The organism is Brevibacillus sp. (genome assembly GCF_003521185.1).
Taxonomy (GTDB): domain Bacteria; phylum Bacillota; class Bacilli; order Brevibacillales; family Brevibacillaceae; genus Brevibacillus; species Brevibacillus parabrevis.
Window position 1 is genome coordinate 105,062 of sequence record NZ_DOTK01000049.1, and the last position, 18,388, is coordinate 123,449.

General features: G+C 43.9%; 10 protein-coding genes. 1 reads left to right on the top strand and 9 read right to left on the bottom strand.

The annotated features are described in order from the left end of the window. Positions 1–21: 21 nt before the first annotated feature. From DEP07_RS15760 to DEP07_RS15795, 8 genes are all read right to left on the bottom strand, one after another. On the bottom strand, positions 22–1,128 hold the full coding sequence (locus DEP07_RS15760; protein WP_287102702.1) for a glycosyl hydrolase family 8: 1,107 nt from the start codon (positions 1,126–1,128) through the stop codon (positions 22–24). A gap of 278 nt (positions 1,129–1,406) precedes the next feature. Next, positions 1,407–1,685: a transposase family protein gene (locus tag DEP07_RS15765; RefSeq protein ID WP_122962621.1), complete on the bottom strand. Its 279-nt coding sequence runs from the start codon at positions 1,683–1,685 to the stop codon at positions 1,407–1,409. Between the two features lie 290 nt (positions 1,686–1,975). Continuing rightward, positions 1,976–2,182, bottom strand: a complete 207-nt coding sequence (locus DEP07_RS15770; RefSeq protein ID WP_287102703.1) for a hypothetical protein — start codon at positions 2,180–2,182, stop codon at positions 1,976–1,978. A gap of 405 nt (positions 2,183–2,587) precedes the next feature. After that, positions 2,588–3,460, bottom strand: a complete 873-nt coding sequence (locus tag DEP07_RS15775) for a GNAT family N-acetyltransferase (protein ID WP_287102704.1) — start codon at positions 3,458–3,460, stop codon at positions 2,588–2,590. A gap of 75 nt (positions 3,461–3,535) precedes the next feature. Beyond that, positions 3,536–3,865: a hypothetical protein gene (locus DEP07_RS15780; RefSeq protein WP_287102705.1), complete on the bottom strand. Its 330-nt coding sequence runs from the start codon at positions 3,863–3,865 to the stop codon at positions 3,536–3,538. A gap of 1,000 nt (positions 3,866–4,865) precedes the next feature. After that, complete coding sequence (locus tag DEP07_RS15785) at positions 4,866–7,694, bottom strand: hypothetical protein (protein WP_287102706.1); 2,829 nt, start codon at positions 7,692–7,694, stop codon at positions 4,866–4,868. 118 nt (positions 7,695–7,812) lie between these two features. Beyond that, entirely contained in the window at positions 7,813–11,010 is a 3,198-nt protein-coding gene (locus tag DEP07_RS15790) for an S-layer homology domain-containing protein (RefSeq protein WP_287102750.1), read from the bottom strand. A 456-nt stretch (positions 11,011–11,466) separates the two neighbouring features. Then, complete coding sequence (locus tag DEP07_RS15795) at positions 11,467–12,678, bottom strand: TolC family protein (RefSeq protein WP_287102707.1); 1,212 nt, start codon at positions 12,676–12,678, stop codon at positions 11,467–11,469. Positions 12,679–12,964: 286 nt separating this feature from the next. Here DEP07_RS15795 and DEP07_RS15800 point away from each other — a divergent pair, with 286 nt between their 5' ends. Beyond that, the gene (locus DEP07_RS15800; RefSeq protein ID WP_122962614.1) at positions 12,965–13,627 is read left to right on the top strand and encodes a YigZ family protein; all 663 of its coding nucleotides are present in this window, start codon (positions 12,965–12,967) and stop codon (positions 13,625–13,627) included. Between the two features lie 86 nt (positions 13,628–13,713). Here the strand turns inward: DEP07_RS15800 and DEP07_RS15805 are convergent, their stop codons facing one another. Beyond that, the gene (locus DEP07_RS15805) at positions 13,714–18,210 is read right to left on the bottom strand and encodes an S-layer homology domain-containing protein (protein ID WP_122962613.1); all 4,497 of its coding nucleotides are present in this window, start codon (positions 18,208–18,210) and stop codon (positions 13,714–13,716) included. Positions 18,211–18,388 lie beyond the last annotated feature (178 nt).

Here is an 18,388-nt window from a genome sequence, read left to right on the forward strand (position 1 = left end):
ATTGCTTATTCGGTTTTCTCATCAGTCCTTATACGTTCGCAGCGCCTCCTCGGCCAAAAGCGGCACCAAATTATCGAAGGCATGCGTATCTTCCTGAAAAACATAGCCGCCCAAAAAGCGGGAGTCATTACTGCGCAGCTGCACCATTCTGGCTTGCAGTTGATTTGCCCATTGCGGATCATCCAGCTTCAGAGCCAGCAAGATTGCCAATCCGTAAACGGCAGGAGATTCATAGGACACAGCTGCTGTGCGACTAGCCCGGTCGTAGCGCCCCGGCAATTGGTGCTGCTGCGCGAACTCCTTTTTCAAAAAAACAACCAGCTCCCGAGGCGTACGCCCGGCCTCTGCCAGATTTATCGCTACAATCAGTTGATCAATGAGATTCACCGAGTTAGCATAGCTGTACATTTGATTCTCGATGTGGAATATTTTAGGGTAAAATATTCCGTCGTTCGGCATGTTCATTAACAGATCACGGTAGCGCTGGTACACATTCGCATCTATTTTGTTGTGATCCGCCATCCTTTTCAGGGCGGACATGTCGACGTAAACGAGGCTGAGTGTCTGCGGAGACTCCTTTTTTGCGAAGTCATAAAAGTCGACGAGATATCCATGTTGTATGGACGAAGCGAATAACGATTGTGTTACCGCTTCTGCCGCTTTTGCGTATTCCTCATTTTCCCAACTGTCAGCCGCCTTCCAGAGCGCATCGACAATTCGCAGATCATCCCCGAGAGCATTTGTCGTCACATGCGGCTGCCCGTCCGGCGACAGCTTCCAGTAAATTCGGTTTTGTGGAGACAGAAAAAAAGTCCGCAACAACCGAAAGCTGTCGGCAAACAATTGCCGGTCACCTTTCACCCACGCATATTGCATCCATATGCCGAGAGACTCAGACAGCACTTCTCTGCCTGCCGCTATGTCTTCATTCGTGGAACGGGCTTCCTGCAAATAAGTAGCCAACGTGCCATTCGGATTCGTCATGTATTGCCGGATAAACGTCTCTGTCGGGGAAACAGGCGAAAGCCGCTCTGCAAACACGGCCAAATAAGTAAGGGAAGACACCGTCAGAATGGACAAGCCGGTAACTAACAGCTTTTTCTTGTTCGTAAGCAAAGCATTGTGCAAGCTGGCATCATTCCTGTCCAATAGAAAGGATTATTTCGTTTAATTTACTTTTATTTACTAATTATGTTATTTGTTATTCAGTATAGTATATTGGTTTTTGGCCGTCTATTTATATTGTAAAAAGTAATATAGAAGATGTTTCCATTTGCAATAATCATGGCCATTTGATTGGTCAAAAGCAGTCACATCCCTGCTCATGAACACCCTCGAAACGTTTTTTCACGAAAAAAAAGCCTGTCAGCTTTCCGACAGACTTGCCTATTGAGCGTGAGCAGCCATTACTCTCGCTTCTGTTGCGCCTTCACGAGCTGTTTCTCCCAGTCGATCAGCCGCTTGCTTTTTTTCGAATAAGAGGATGCCCCGACGACTTTGTCCCATTCCTTGCTTCCACACATCGGACATCGATATCGTTGTCGCCTCACTTCGATCTCGATAACCTGACCATCAATCATGTCTTTGAACATCTGGTCTTTATGATCGGTTTTATGCAGCTTTTCATGTCCGCACCCATTGCATTTGATAACAGGGATAATAAAGAAATTCCATACAGGTTTCATCACACTCACCTCCCAGAACTTTGGACATGTCCTGTGGCAGGTACGGCCTTTTTATTGTATCAGGGGCAACTGAACAAATTCTAAACAGGCATCTGCCTTTTGCCTAAAATGTAACGCCATACAAAAAAACCGTTCTATAAAACGAACGGTCTTCTGCTTTGTGTGTGAGTCTAAAATTTGATCCATCTGTTGCCCGTCTTCCATCGGCCTTGGCATTCAACCGCTCACTAACATACAGTTCGTCCGAAACGGTGAGCATTAACGCGCTTTTGCCGCTAGAAGAACCAAACTCACTCTTCGTGCAACCCATGCCGGAAAATGCTTTGCCGAGCCCATTTCTTGCTTTGCTGAATGCTGCCATCATCAAAAATAACCGTAACGCTTCCGTCGTTCATCGCACTCGTTTTGGCAAAATCCAGCTTGTTCATTTCAGTCCTGCCACCAGCCTTAGCCTCACCTGCCACCACTTGTTTTGCCTTCCACTCCATTTCTTTCACGCTATTCTCGCCTTATCCCTGCATCTCTTCGGATTATAGCGAGCCTACACCGCACAGGCGACTTTCATCGCATACGGCGTGTCATCAACAAATAAAGAAGGTGAAAATATACAACGGGCATGTTCAGTATATTTATTTGCACTGAACAAATCGCTTATGCAGTCCCTCCTAACGAAAAATCTCCATATCGAGTGTCTTTCATCGGCTCGGCCACTAACTGCTGCACTCGCTTTTTACATAACAAAAAGCCCTGCATCTCCGATAGAGAGACAGAGCTAGATTTGGGTGCTGCCACCGTTTTTGATTTTTACAACCTTCTTTAAACCATCCTGTTTTACTTCCACTTTCGTTCCTGATTTACATAACAGACGAAACAAACTTGAGCATGTGATTGAAAAATCCAGCCTACAAAATGCTCTTCTTAAACGAAATGAGCTTCTTTCGCCGAATGATATAAGGAGTAAAATGCTTTCTGACCATTTGCAGCATCGCCGCATTGTCTTTTTCCACAACAAACATCGCGTATCGTATCTCCTGATTCTCCAATACTTTTTTCAAGCCTTCGACGAGAACCACGCCAGCTCGGCCCAGTCTGGTAAATTCCTCTCGAACAAACAGACTTTTAAAGAGAGCCATGTTGCTGGCTGCCCGCTTGACCATCAGCCAACCGATTATCTCTCCTTTGTATTGGAGAGCGACACTAAGTTGATGGTCAATGTCGTAGCCTTCCTGCCAAGGGGAGAATTTCTCCGGATACCACCGATTACACCCTTCTTGAATGGAAACCAGCTTTTCTTCAGTCAGTTCCGCCCAACTGAATGTACGAAAATGCAGGGGAGCACGTATCGTATTCATCCATTTGGCAGATTTCAGTTCCTCCATGTCTGCGATATACACGGTAGATAAAACTTGCCCGCTATCCCAGCCATCCTCCGGCTGCAAAAACTCCCTGGCAGCATTCTCTGATTCCTGTACAACGATGTCATAAGTGAGATAATGGTAGCTTTGCTCTTTAAGCTTGCCCTCCAGAAATTGCAGCAAAATTGTCTCAAGCCCGTACCCACTGTAACTTTTCTCTACCTCTAGAGCGATAATCGAAGCCTGAGACTGTTCACGCGATATTCGAACCACCATATACGCAATGGGTGTGGATGACTCCCGGACGCCTATGCCAATGTGTTCACCTTGCGTTTGGCTTACCAGGTATACATGCTCCGGCCGCATCAATCTCCCGTACAGCTCCAAATCGTTTCTTATGTCGTCCAGGGTAAATTTCATCCACGCCCTCCATTTCAAGCTTCCTCATTAAATCATAAGAAAGAGCCAGACTACTTCCAGTCTGGCCATTGGATTTTAAGGTATCAAAAAGCAATTAACGTCTACATTGACACTGCCTACTTCTACATCTTGAGCATCTTTCAGTGTTGCTTTGAGATGACCAACTGAACCATTAGTCATCGATGCCTGAGGGTCAATGAAAGCACCTTCGCTGAAGTCAAACATCCCATCTACTTTGGTGAATGTGACACTGCCAACTTCTGTTCCGGATTGTTTTACTTTGAAGCTATCGGTTACAGGGTCATATTCATATTGTACAGCATTGGAGTTGTTTGTAACGGTGATGAGATTGCTAACATTTTTTCCAGTTCCTGAGCTGCTTGGATTATTGTTCGAGTCTCTCAATACAACCAAATCCGTGTTGTCAGACTTAACCGTATTAACTTCAACATGAAAAGAACCATTAACAATGTTTAAGCTCGAGCTATTCTTGACTATCCTTTCAGATCAAGGATTTCGTCAAGCCTACACCGTGCAAGCAACTTTCATCGCACACGGCGTACTATCAACAGTAAGAGTATGTACTGGTTTACAATGGGCAATATAGATTGTTGCATAAAATCTGATTTTTTTCAATAAAATTGCGACAATTATACCAGTAAATTAAGCCCCTAAAAAACACAAATAGGACTGCAGCTATATCTCCCGCAATCCCTTTGGTTGGTTTTCAATTGTAATCGGTTCTACGAAAAACATTACAATGCCCGTTGTAAGTTTTCCATCCTTCTTATCCGCTGACTGGGTTCCTTCGCTCCGGTCAGTTTTCTCCTCCTCGCCTGTGTTACCACTACGAGTTCAAACGGCAGACCATCGACACTACTACAAACCCGCCGCCATCTTCCCGGCCTCTTAGGTGCCAACCCACCTCTTCCGGCAAGACTTCAAACGTTCCACCTTGTCTATCCCTTGTTTTGCTGACCTTAGGTCTCCACTATACAATCCGAGAAAAACAGGTTTAACAGCCCAAATTGTTCCTGTCTCGTCTATGCGATCTCGCGCATATCGACTACTGCCAATCCGCTAGCGCTTGTTTACCTGGCAACAGCTATCTCGAACTGGGTCACCATGGATTCGTCGCCTGACCATAGCCAACTTTTAAGGAGCCCCGCCTTGCTTCAAGCAAGTACGACTTCACCTGACTTCACGGCAGCAATGGGTATAGGACTGCATTCCGTGCAGGAGGATTAGGCACATGAGTCTTCGGCTGTTCTCATGGATTGGAATTGCACCAATCAATTTAACAAGATAGTTAGAAAAGTCCCCCTAGTCCTCTTTAAAAGGACTAGGGGTCGTTCTCCACTTCTTTCACTCAGTTACTGAGTTTATGAAGTAACGTTTCGTAATTTTATTCAGCGGAATATGTTTGTTCAACGCGATTGCTTTCTGTTTTTCCAGTGTTGGTAACAGTCACCCACACACTTCCAGAAGCAACTCCAAGTTGTGTAATTGTTACTGTAGCAGAAGTCTGACCTACAGCTACTGTAGCTTCACCAATTTTAGTTCCATTGGTTGCTGCATCGTATACTTTCACAACATCGCCAGCAACCAAACTTGAGACTACTACTGTATCATTGGTACCTACAGGGTTATTAGTAACAGCGATTGTAGCAACATCTGGTGCAGTTGTTTGAACAGGCGCTGGAACTACAACTACTTTGTCAGCACTCACTGTTGCAGTAAAGTCAGCTGCAAGGTTATGAGCTGCATCTTCAATAACATTGTTGTTAGAAAGAGCTACACTTACAACATCATTCAGACCAGAAGTAGTGAAGGTCAATGTAATAGTTTCTCCGTTTACAGCAGCAGTATAATCAGTAGTTGGTTTCAGGAGCGTACCATTAGAATCTTTCACAGTGAAGGCTTGTGCAGCTACCGATCCAGATGTTGCAATTGCCTCATCAAACTTGATAGCTACACTAGCACCAGTAGTAACCAATTTACCGTCTACAGGAACTAGCGAAGGTGCAATCTTATCAGAAGCATTTTGGCTGGTAAATTTAAAGGCAGTTCCAAAACCAGTTGCAGTACCTACTGGAGTTGCTACTGTTTCAACTGTAACCAAAGCAGCATTGGTTGGTAGATCAGATGCCAATTTAAGTGTAATCACACGATCTGCAATAGTTGCACTCTTAACTACAACATTCTCGGAACCTTTTTTAACAATAAAGTCACCAGCGTACAACGTTGCTGGAACAGAACCTGTATTTGCAAGTGTAACTTTAAGTGTATCTTTTGCAGTTGCTTCAACGCTGCTAACTGCTGCAATTGTTTCGCCAACATTGACATTTACTGTTTTACCGATGTCAACCATCGTGTTGTTCGCCAAATCTTTCACGCCGGAGACGTACAATTTAGCTACATTTTGAATGGTTTTAGTATCTGCTCCAACTTTCCAAGAAGCCGGGAAAGTAATCACTACAGTTTTTCCGCTTGCATCAAGGGAGACATTGGATCCAGTTGGAAGGGAATAAATACCTTGCCCAGAAATCTCATACTTGTAGTTAGCAAGATTTGTTGCAGAAGTGAGGTCTACTTTTTCGCTGAAGTTTACAGCCAATTTGTAGTTAGTAGCGTCTGCATAAATGTCACCAACGATTTGCGGAGCAGTCTTATCTGGAACGCTAACTTCTTTGTCAACAATAGCGTCAATAGGGTTACCAGCAAGGTCTTCAACTCCACTAATGCTTACTTTAAAAGGTCCTTTAGCAGGATCAAACGTACCAGTAATAGCAGCTTTTGTTACGATATCTTTGTTAGCATCTGTTTTTGCAAATGCAACAGTAGTACCAGCAACTACTTTACCATCTTTGTCTTTTACAACAAACGTTCCTGTGTTTGTTGGGTTTTGAATCTCTTCACTAAACTCAGCTACAATTTTTGTTTCGCTGCTAGCAGTCATACCAACCAAAGTTGGTTTTACAGTATCAAAAGCCGGTTGGAAAGACAGCTTGATATCTTCTGTAGTTTTGTTACCATACAGATCTTCAAGGCCTTTCGCAATTGTAATTTGACCACCTGCATTTGGAATAGTACCAGCTGCGAAAGTAACTGTGAATTTAGTTTTATCAACATTATCTTGTTGCACTGTACCAGTTACTCCACCAAATGTAACAGCTGGAGTGCCTTTAATTTCACGATCAAACTTAAATACTACTTGTGTAGTTGTTGCACTTACAACACTCGCAGTTGGAGCAGTCGTAACTGCGTCAACAGAGAAGTTAGAAGTAGTTTCGCTGTTTTTAAAAGTAGCATAGTCTTCTACTGTAGCAGCTTTTACAGTCAATGTATGTGCCCCAGCAGTAAGTGGAGTAGCCAATTCAATCGTTACAAATTCACCAGCTGTAGGATCAAGAGTTACAGAAGTAGCCGAGAACAATTGTCCGTCAATAAGGTAGTTAGATGGTACTGTTGCTGCAAGACCTTTAACTGGCTCACTGAAGTATACAACTACTTTTTTATTACCAGTAGCTGCCACTTTCGTAACTGTTGGTAATACTGTATCTGTAAAGGAAACATCCTTTTGAATAAACGGATCCCCAAGGAGAGCTCCAGATGCAGATTTGATATCACCACTTACTGTTACTGTTACTTTTCCAGTTTGGTTAACCAAATGTGTACCCAAAGTCAACACTACAGACTTTTTATCTGCAGAAACTGCTACATTTGTTACTGTATTGTTAGAAACAGTGTAGTATCCAGCTTCACCAGCAATTTCGGCATCAACTGTTGTGTTAAAGTTTACCTTGATTTGTTTCAAGTTAATAGCACTTACAGAATCAACTTTCAGATCGCCAGTAGGTACTGGATCTACTTTAGGAACTTCAGTACCGTTAATAGTACCGTCTTTTTGTACCACGCCATAGGACTCAAGGAAATCGCTTTGTTTCAAAGGATCAGCCATAGCTACTTTAACACCCAGGTCGATCATTTCTTGGATTGTAGCACCTTGACCTTTAAAGTTTACGTAAACGAGATTTTTGAAGCCAATAGTTTTCAGCTCGTTTTTATAGGTAGCGCGAGCATCTTTGGTCATGTTGATCAGGGTGTCATTGGAGTAGAATTTCTTTACATTTCCACCGATATACAGACCAGTTTTAGGTGCGGCAAATGCGGAAGCAGCCATGCTAGCTACTACAGCGGTCGCGAGGACAGAAAGAACAACTTTTTTATTCACGTACTACCCCTCCGTATTTTTGATAGGAAGTTCTCTGTATATAGGGTATGTAGAGCATAGAGGGGGCTAATCCCCTCTATGCCCAGCAACAATCCCTACATGATTGTTAGAGGTAATCTTATTCAGCTTCTACAAATTTTACAGTTGCTGTGTCGGATTCACCTTTTTCGTTTTTAACTACCAGTTTGCTGGAAGTTACTTTCTCGTCAGTAGAGTAATCAAGAATTTTCACTTGATTGTCTTTAATTTCGAGAGCGTATTCATCAGTAGCAACTTTGTTACCGTTGATGTAGAATTCAACTGTTTTGATGTCTGTAGCCTTAACACCACTTTCCAGTGTAGCAACTACTTGGTAACCGTTCATGCCACCAGCGATTGGAACAAATTTACCAGTTACAGTGGAAGGAAGAGCGTTCCAACCCTCAGGCGTACCTGGATCGTAACCACCAAGTCCTTGAGCCAGGAACTTCTTGATAGCATCATTGCTGATGTCGTTCTTATCTGCCCAATCTTCGCTACCTACGATCAGGACATAGTCATAACGATCGCCATCGATGTCTTTGCTGTCCATCAGAACGATGTAGTCGCCTTCTTCTACACCATCTTCACCTGCCATGTCATCGTAAGTGTCGATGAATGCAGTGGAAGCTTTCGTGTACAGTTTTTGTACGCGATCTTTTCCATCTTCATCTTTGAATTCGTAAGTGATGGTGTTGCCATCTACTTTGTCAACGCGAGCAACTGTCATTTTCTCGATGTTTGCTTCGGACCATTGAGATTGTTTCAGCAATTTTACTGTTTTGTCGTCTTTGTTGCTGAGAGCTTTGTTGTTTACTACTTCAACAACATCCTCAACAATCACTTCATCATCGGAGTTCAGTTGGAACGCGATGAAATCGCCACGAACGATGCCTGCATCTTGCATATCTTCACGATCATCGTTGAGTTTGAACTCTTTGGAAACAACGTTGCCGCTGTCTTTGTCTTTAGTCAGCACTTTGACAGTATCTTGCTTGTTGGAAGTGTTGTAGTCTTGAACTACACCATAGATAGTGTCGCCTTCAAAACCTTCACCTTCAACTACGAAGATTGCTTCTACTTCATCTTTCTCTTCATCGATGGAGTAGTAAACTTTCAGATCGCTTTCATCCGCAACGTCTTTGAACTTCGCAATACCAGCGTTTTTCAGTTCAGCGCGTTTTCCGGAATCATCCAGTTTACCAGTCATTTTGAAGATAGCAGTTTTGTCAGTTACTTCGTAGTCGCCGACAACGTCATCCTTCTCATCTGCAAGCTTATCCCAAGCAGTGCCGGAAGAAGCAATCAGTTTAGAGCCAGTGATTTTAACTTTGTCAACTTCGCCCTTGGAATCGAAACTTACTTCCAGCAGTACGATAGAATCGTCTTTGCTTGGTTGAAGGATTCCTTCGAGTTCGTCTGCATCTTTGTCATTTTTGTTATAGCTTTTGCCAAACTCATCATAGATGTCTTTCTTCTCCAAAGAAATAGCTTTGGATTTGCCTTTTTGAGTCATCACAGTGAAGTCATAAGTGTCTTTGGAAGAGTTGTAAACTACACCTTTTGTGATGATTGCTTTTTGTTTGCGATCGTCGATTGGATCTTTTGTTTCAACGTGACGAACGCGACCGGAAGCATCCAGGACCAATTTCACTGTTTCGCTATCCAGGTTGGTGATCAGATCCCAGTTGGAATCGTCGAGTTTCTTAACATCTTTGTTACCGTTGTCGGAGTAAGTAGCTCCTTTGTAGATGCGGTAAGTTTTGTCACCAACAGTCAGACGTACGTCTGTGCTGCTACGTGTAACAACTTTGTCAACTTTACCTTCTACTACTTGGCGGTTAGCGAATACCAACAGTTTGTCATCATCGCCATCTGCATAGTAAACGGAGTATACGTCTCCTTCTTTCAGATCGCTCAGTTTAGCTGGTTTGCCATCGAGGAATACCAAGAAGTCTTTGCCTTCTTCTTTGTCTTCCAGCTTGTTGTATTTACCAGTGTCGAGGTTGGTGATTTTTTTCTTCTCAACATCGATTTTACCGATAACCTCAGAACCGTATTTCGCTTTGGAAGTTTGGTCCATTTGAGTGTCATCAATTACATGCATGTAAGAAATTTCGTTGTTGTCATCCAATACAACTTTCACGCCGAAAGAATCGTTAGCAGCGATGATGTCTTTCAGAGCATCAACTGGATCGTTGTAACGAGTGAAGTTGTAAGTGATTTTTGTGTTTTTGTTTACGCGGTAAGTTTTGCCACTAGCATCCAGTTCGATTTTCAGATCGGACAGGGAAGAAGTGCTCAGGTCTTTACCGTCGGAAATGGATTTGCCTTTCAGGATGAAGTCGCTCAGACGATCCAATACTACTTCTTGATCTTCGGAACCTTCCATCCAAACGATTACGTTTTCACGGTCTTCTTTGATCCACACTTGTACGCGTTGACCATCGAAATCGTTAGGGTTGATGCCATCAGCTACTTTGTAAGTAGTGTTGCCCAGACCAGCATCTTTACCGTTCAAAGTAACTTCGTTAGCTTTCAATTTGCCCAGACCGATAGCTGGTACGTTAGTAACGAGTGGCAGATCTTCGGAATCACGATCTTTCTTGTGAGCCCACTCCATGTCAACAACGTTAACTTTCAGGTATTTCGTCAGGAGAGTTTTGTCAGTGATTTCGTAACGGATATCAGTTCCGAATTCAACTTGCTCCATCAGGTCTACGCGAAGAGCGTTGTCGAGCATTTTGAAGATGTCGCCGCGAGTTGCTGCATTGTTAGGAGTAGTGATGCTCTTAGCAATGTTCAGCTCGGAAGCTTTGGAGATCATGTTGTTAGGCCATCCGCTGGAGTTAACAGCTGGACCATATCCCAGAGCGCGAACGATCATAGTTACTGCTTCAGCGTAAGTAACTTGGTTTTGTGGTTTGAAAGTTTTGTCCGGGAAACCTTTTACGATTTCTTCACCGGATGCTACGTTTACAAAACCAGCGAACCAGTCAGTAGAACGAACGTCTGTGTAAGTAGTGTTGAACTGTGCCAGTTTCGCACCTTGCTCCAGTCCGCGAGCGCGAACGATCAGAGTAGCGAACTCTGCACGAGTGATAGTTTTGTCTACACCGTATTCGCCGTTGCCATAACCTGCTACCAGGCCAAGAGCTTCCAAGCGCTTAACGGTTTTTTCCATAGCTGCGTCCATTTTTGGAGCTGCTGTAGTAGTTGCATCTTCTGCTGCGAAAGCCATTGGAGCAACGGAAAGTGCGAGTGCACTAGCCAATACACTGTTAACGACCTTTTTCATAACCTTGTGTTCTCCTCCTCTAGTATAAACAAATTGTTCTTGGGGAATATTTGTTGTCAATCTATCTTTCTTTTTAAAGCCCGAATCCTGCAAGCGCGTGTCACCTCCTTTCGCAGGTCAGCTTCGCTTTTTTGCGTTAAAAATCTCTAGTATATTCAGTATTGTGTAAAATGCAACAATCACTAGTGTAACATAACTGCTAGTATTCGTGAATCTTTTTTACACAATTCCCCGTATTTCGTGTGACATCCTATTAAACGCCTGAGCTAATCAAAAGTTGCGGCGCCTTCGAAAAAAATTTAAAGATTTTTTCGTGGGTTCTTATTCACCTGTCAATTATGTACGAAGTGACATCCGCCACAATTCGTATTATAGGATACGCAGGGCGGACTGTCACGACTGAACCTTTTTCCAATTCCATTCAAAACCTTACAAATCTTTCTTCCCTAACTCAACTTAGTTTCCAAGCGCTGTTTCAAAGTTCACAACCGCCAGATTGTAGTTGAGAATTGCCTTTTGGTACTGGTTCTCACGATCGGACAATTCTTCTTCTGCCTGAATCACTTCGAGCGTGGTTGCAAGTCCATTTTCAAAGCGCAGATTCGTCAAGCGATAGCTTTCAGCAGCGGAATCCTTCGCTTTTTTCTGGAATTCAATAGCCTGCTTGGCTGCGTTCAGGTTCAGATAGGCTTGAGCAACTTCCTTGGAAATCGTGCGTTTTTGCTCTTCGATCGCCAATTTTGCCTTTTCCACGTTATTGCGAGCTTGTCGGCCTGGCAATGTGGAAAGCGCGGAATATTCCTCGATCAGCTTCACATTCAGCTCTGCAAGCTTCAGCTCTTCCTGAACTCTTGTCATTTCAATCCGTTTGGAGAGTGCTTGTTTTTGCGCTTCTTCCATTGTCAATGTAATCGGAGCTGTCTGTTTATTTGCAGCTACAATCTTCCACTTTTTCTGCAAATCGACCCCAAGGAAATCATTCAAATCCATACGTGCTACTTCCACGCTGTTTGCGGCACTTGTCAAAGCTGCCTGTGCCCCAGACAAGCCCATTTCTGCCTGCAAAACATCTGTTTTTGCTTTGGTTCCGACATCAAAAGCAGCCTTGGCTACTTTCAGTTGAGTTTCGGCGCGGGACAGACTTTGTTTTTTCAAGTCGTAGTCATCCTGAGCAAAAATCATGTTGTAATAAGCTTGTTGCGCACCCAGCTTAATTTTGCTTTCTGTAGCTGTTACCGCAAGGGCATTCAGCTTCTTGTTCATTTCACCTTGGGCATTTCCGACGTGTTTCGCTTTAGCAAGCTCAAGCGATTCGATCATCTCGGCTGGCATATCTGCAGATGTTTTATAAGAAAGCGACTCGTTAATATCTGCATTTTTGGCATCCAGGCGAGCGTTGTTCAAAGTAACATTTGTTTGCAGCGCTTGCTGTACTGCTTTTTCCAGAGTCAATTCTTCTTCGGCCGTTGCAGGTGCAGTTGTGGTTCCTGTTTCCGCCGCTACTTTGTCAGTGGAAGCCTGAGCAGCCTGAGCAGCCACAGGTGCTTGTGTCGCCGCATCTGTTGCTGTATTCGCAGACGCTGTCAAAGCCCCTGCTCCCAGTGTCGTTGTGAGTACAGCTGCCAAACTGATGCTCATCCATTTTTTGCTTGAGTATGGAAAATTCACGTAATTCCACTCCTTTATTTTGTATTGATCATAAAATTTTTCACCACTTGAAATATTACAGTTTGTCCCAAGATCACTATATCACAGAGTAATGTTTCGCACACGAAAAATTAGTGTCGTACCAGCATTTTCATAAGGGATTATACGCACTCTACCATGTATAGATCATCCCTTTCTGATTTAGTCCTTCATTTCCACATAGATTACTACGATTATGTGTCAAAAACATTTCAGGATTCGCCAACATTATTTTGACATGATATCCTTTTCTTGAGGTGATTGTACGATGTTAACGGAATACAAAACTGTCGCTGGTTATGGAGAGGACTATATCGTCATCGAACGCTCCCGCTTCATCGGCTATGCGCAAAGGGTTACGACGGAAGAAGAAGCCGTTGCCTTTATCGCCATGATCAAAAAGAAGCACTGGGATGCGACGCATAACTGCTCGGCTTTTGTCATCGGCGAAAACGATCAAATTCAACGTTCGAGCGATGACGGCGAACCGAGCGGTACCGCGGGCAAGCCGATCCTGGAATGCATCAAGAAAAATGGCGTAAAGGACACGGCTGTGGTCGTCACTCGTTACTTCGGCGGAATCAAGCTGGGAGCTGGCGGATTGGTTCGGGCTTATACAGCTGGAACCGTCACTGCTTTGAAGGCCGCCAAAATCGTCATCCATACTTTGCACCAAACGATCTCTGTGAGCGTGGACTATACGTGGTGGGGAAAAGTCGAAAACGAACTGCGCGTTGGCGAGTACCGGGTGAGTGGTACTGACTTTACAGACAAAGTTACCGCGCATGTCCTCATACCTGAAGGTGAGCAAGATGCGTTTGTGGCTCGCTTTACCGATTTGACGAATGGACAGGCTCAAATTTCTTTGGGTGAAAAAGAGTATGTCGAGGTTCCTGTAGAAGCTGTAGGAGATGAGCAAGGAGAAGCCTGATTTTATTGAGGGAGATAACAAAGAAAAGCTGAAGGGGCAGACGCCGTCTTCAGCTTTTCTTCTATTATATATGCGTAAGTTTGGAACTACTGCTTAGGCAGTTTTTTGAGTTGGACCATCACACGAACAGTGATAACGGCCATCTCGGCACGAGTCAGGTTATTTGTAGGTTTGAAACTGTAAGTTGGCTTTTTCACATTGGCTTCATTCGGCTCGCCGTTCATCAACTTGGCTTTGTTCACAACGAGAACAGAAGGTGCTGCGTAGTAACCAATATCTTTTGCATCTGTAAACAGCTTGTTCAGAGCAACTTTGGAAGCATCAAGCGTTCCTACTTTCAAGTTCAAAGCACGTGCAATCATGATAGCAGCCTCTTCGCGAGTCAGTGAGTCATCTGGTCGGAAGTAGCCTGGCTGCTTTCCACGAATAATACCTGCTCTCGCAGCAGTCTCGATGTACTTGTACTGATAATCCCATGTATCACGATTTGGACGTACATCCGAGAATGTCGGCTCAGATGGATCACGTTCATTGCTATCGCGATAAGGACCAGCATTGATTGGCAAAGCCAGAGCTTTTACAAGCATCGTTGCAAACTCACCACGAGTCATGTCCCGGTTTGCTCCGAAGCTGCTGCCGCTGTATGCCGGCATGATTCCTTTTGCATACAATGTTTCAATGGCATCTCGGGCAAAGTCATGGCTCACTACGTCATCATAGGACTCTCTAGTTTTCATGACCATGTAGAAACCAAATCCGGCAAATGGCACTTGTACTGTTTTGGAGCCAGTATTCACAACTCCACCGATGTTTTTCCATTCATTCCCGTTATGGTAGTAAATCGTGAGGATGTTGTTTGCTGCATTTACGATAGAAGAATCGTACTTAATCGTAAGCGTTCCTCTGCGGCTTGGAACCAAATTGTCTTGCCAACGGCTCTTGAAATCTTCCGCATCGCCTTCGTCATAATAAGGATCTCGACCGAATGGCGCTTCCGTATCCCCTGCGTCTACATAGTAGAGTGGGCTTGCGTAGTTGAAGTTGGATTCAAGTACGAGCCTATCTTCCATGTTGTCATCAGCAATGTTTACTTGGCCGGTAGTACGGTCGGCAATACCAAAGTACAGCGGGATATCAACGAAGATATCTCCATTCGGGTTCTTGACCTCTTGACCTGCTCGTCCATCATCTGGCGACAAGAGAACAGTACCTGCCGGGAACTTCAATTCAAACTGCTTTTCAAACACGCTGAATGCTACTTTCTTGCCTAACACATCGCGATACTCAGCACCGTTTACAGACGAGTTTGCGTTGTAAATCTTGATCTCGTCATTGTACGTACTGTCTCCCACCACTACGGAAAACTTCACCGTATTCAGACCCTTTTTCAGCGGGACAGTGGATGTAAATACATAGTATGTCTCTGGAATGGTTTTTCCTTGTTCATCATCGTAGTAGAAGTCAGGGTTTGTTGTATTCGTTACTTTCGCTTCTGTTTTGCCAAACAATACTTTGTTTGCATTCTCAGCGAAGACTTTTACAACAGCGCTGTTGCTGTTTACAATGATGTACTGGTCTGTTTCTTTTGCCTTGACTGGGGAAAGAACTTCCCAGCTGGAATATTTTTGCTCGATATTAATGTCGTAACGGATCACAGTACCGTTGTCATCTTCTGCGACGATCGTGTAAACTGTCGTTCCGCCTTTTTTCAGGGTCAGCGGGAAGAGTGCCAGTTTCTTTTCCTGTTCTTTTGCATCCGTCACCGCATCCTGAACTTCCTCAACCAAATCCCCGTACTTCTTCGAACTCATTTTTCCTTCGAACTTGGAGCGAGAAAGTGAATCGATATTGTGGTCATCGAACAAATCTCTCAAATCATTGTTCAGGGCTGCTTCCAAGCGAGTATTCACATACTCCTGGTTCGTTGCATCTTGATCCCAGTCTCCGCTCTTGTAACGGAAGTCGTTGATGCGTTTACCGTTTTTCTCGATGTAAACATGCGTAGCGTCGTTAACGGTAAAGCTCAAGTTGCTCAAGAAGTTTGCTCCCGTACGGTAAGACGGATCAGCAGCTTTCTTCGTCAATTCTTCTGTATCACCGTTGGAGATAATCTCCAGCTTCACATCCTCAATAGATGGTGTCTTGGATGTGTTATAAGAAACATTGTAAGTAAACACGGTTTTAGGGTCGTCCGTCAAAGTAATTTTCAAGACGTTGTTCCCTTTTTTGTAAGGCAATTGATCTTTAAGGATCGAAAACGTTCCCTTATTCGTATTCACGTCAGAAATAGTAACGGGAGTGCCATTCAGAGTGGCTTCAATATTCGCGGATTTCAACACATAATTGTATACTTTTCCATCCAAGTTCCGGATATCATTTTCACTTTTCACTTGATATCCATCTTCAAAGCTTCGAACTTGTCCAGATGCGTCAACATAAGTCAGTTGTGCATACGGTGTAATTCGAATATCAAGTGTATAGGCCGTTGACGTCGGTGTACCTCCCGTATAGTCAATGGTCAACTTCCCAATACCTTGTGGAAGCTTTTTCAAGGTAAGTGTAAATTGATTAGAACCTGTTGTAATCACATAGTCTTCGCTCGCTGTTAATGTTTGATTGTTATACTTGATTGTAATGTTGCCAGTAATATTTTGCGTCTCTACCTTCAATTCCAAAGGCGAGGACACAATGGTGTTTGCTGCTGTTTGGGACAGGACTTGACCATTCGCCAGGTTTGTTACTCGTTCAAAGCTTGGTTTTGTGCTGTCCAGATATTTAAACTCATACTCGTAGTTTGCAATCCCGATATAGCCCGACGGGGATGTAACCGAACCGCTGGAGTCTTTGGACAAATACTGATAGCTCAGTGCAACTTTATAAGTTTTCCCGTCCTGGAATGCTCCTGCTGGTACATTAAGGTTAATCGCATATTCTGTAAATCCGCTTTGTGGATTGCCGATAGGAGTGAACGTTACTCCTTCAGCTGTTTTGTATTCTGTTTTATTTGTTCCTTCGTAAATCGTCACCTTAAATTCCTGGAACAACTGCTGTCCTGCAATGTCCACGTACTTCAACAATGCCGAACCATTCAAGTTCATCGCAGTAGATGTAGAAGCTCCTTTAAGCACCGCCTGCTGATTTGGCTGCAATGCCACTCCACCCAAGCTTACCTTGTAAAATTGATCGGAGCTTCCTGCTGAAGTAGTCGTGACGAGCAATTTCCGCACAAACGTTCCTACTTCTTTGTTTTGGTTAAACACGCGAATTTCCAATGTGTTTTCACCAATCTGCGATGGAATGCTCAGTCCAAATGAACCTGTTCGGTTGACCTGAGTCTTTACTACGTCTCCTGTGCGAACGTTTTTCACTTCAACGGTATCAGCATTGAGCGCTTTCCCGTCCATGTTCAGGTTCAGACGATTTAAAGATGGTACGGTAATATAGGTTGGGTTGCTTGTAACATTCGGATCGTTCAGCACCGTATCGTTAACTCTCAAGTCACTCACGAGCGGTGTATTGTTGTATTGCACGAAAAATTGATAGTGCTCTTTCGTGACATTACCTACTTTTTCGTAAAAAGAAATCTGATTCAGCCCTGGCTTCAGGCCGATATTGCTGAATGTAAATGTACTGCCGCTAACAGATGGTGCTGTATTGCTCAAATCTTGAATGGTCTGTCCATTGTTGGTTAAAATTTTCAAGCGTAGGCTGCTGCCAGTCACACCGCTTCCAAACGTACCTACGATATTAATCGTAGAATCACCGTAAACAACCGGATTGTAGGCGGTTGTTCCGCCAGAGAAGTTCGTGATCGTGATCGGACTGTTCAGCGAGTTGTACTCGTAATAAATAACATCTCGCTCGCCTGTATTGGAAGCAAACAGTTGAACTGCGTTTAGACCAGGGGACAAATCAAAATCTGGCAGTGTTCCTGCGCCCCCATATACAGTTCGAACTGTAGTGCCGTTTACTTGTACTTCAACAGCCTGTGTTTTATCAACGGTCGCTGCAACCCCGTATGTGTATTTCAGACCAGATACGGTTCGGTTCGTTACTTTTAATGGATCACTAGCATACTTACCTTGACCAGAACTGTTATCAATCTTCAGGGGCCCTGTTCCAGATGCAGCTGGATTGGGGGCATACTGGATGTAAAACTCAGCTGTATCATTCGTTGGATCTGTCGTTACTTTAGGTCTAACTGTAACCCTTGTAACTGCTCCACTGCTGTTTAGATTAAAATCTGGCAAGGTGATGATGTCGTTAGCAAACACTGTATTATTGATGAGCGGAACCCCATCTACCGTGATGTCAACACCTTGCCCATTTTTGGAGGTATCCTTATAGGCCAGTTGGATTCCATATACCAGTTTTGAAATCGTCTTGAAAGGCGCAGCATATGTTTGCCCATTACCACTGCCTGATGCGCTATATGCTGCCGGCACAACAACACCCGTCGTCGTATTCCAATTAGAACCCAGTGCCGCAGACGCAGGCAATGCCGGCAACACTCCCGTAACAACAAGCATCATCGTCAAGCACATTACCAGCCAGCGACGAAATTGTTGAATTGGCTTATTCATTTTTTCACCTCTCCATTTTATTCATAATCTAATATTTGTCCCATTCTCTGTTGAAGTTGAGATGGGCTCGGACCTTCCCCTTTCCTTTATCGGCTAATTTCCTCCCTCAGTTAAGTGCTTCCCCCTAAAAATTGGCGAAAAAAGACCACTGCATAAACCATGCAGTGGTTCCGTTTAA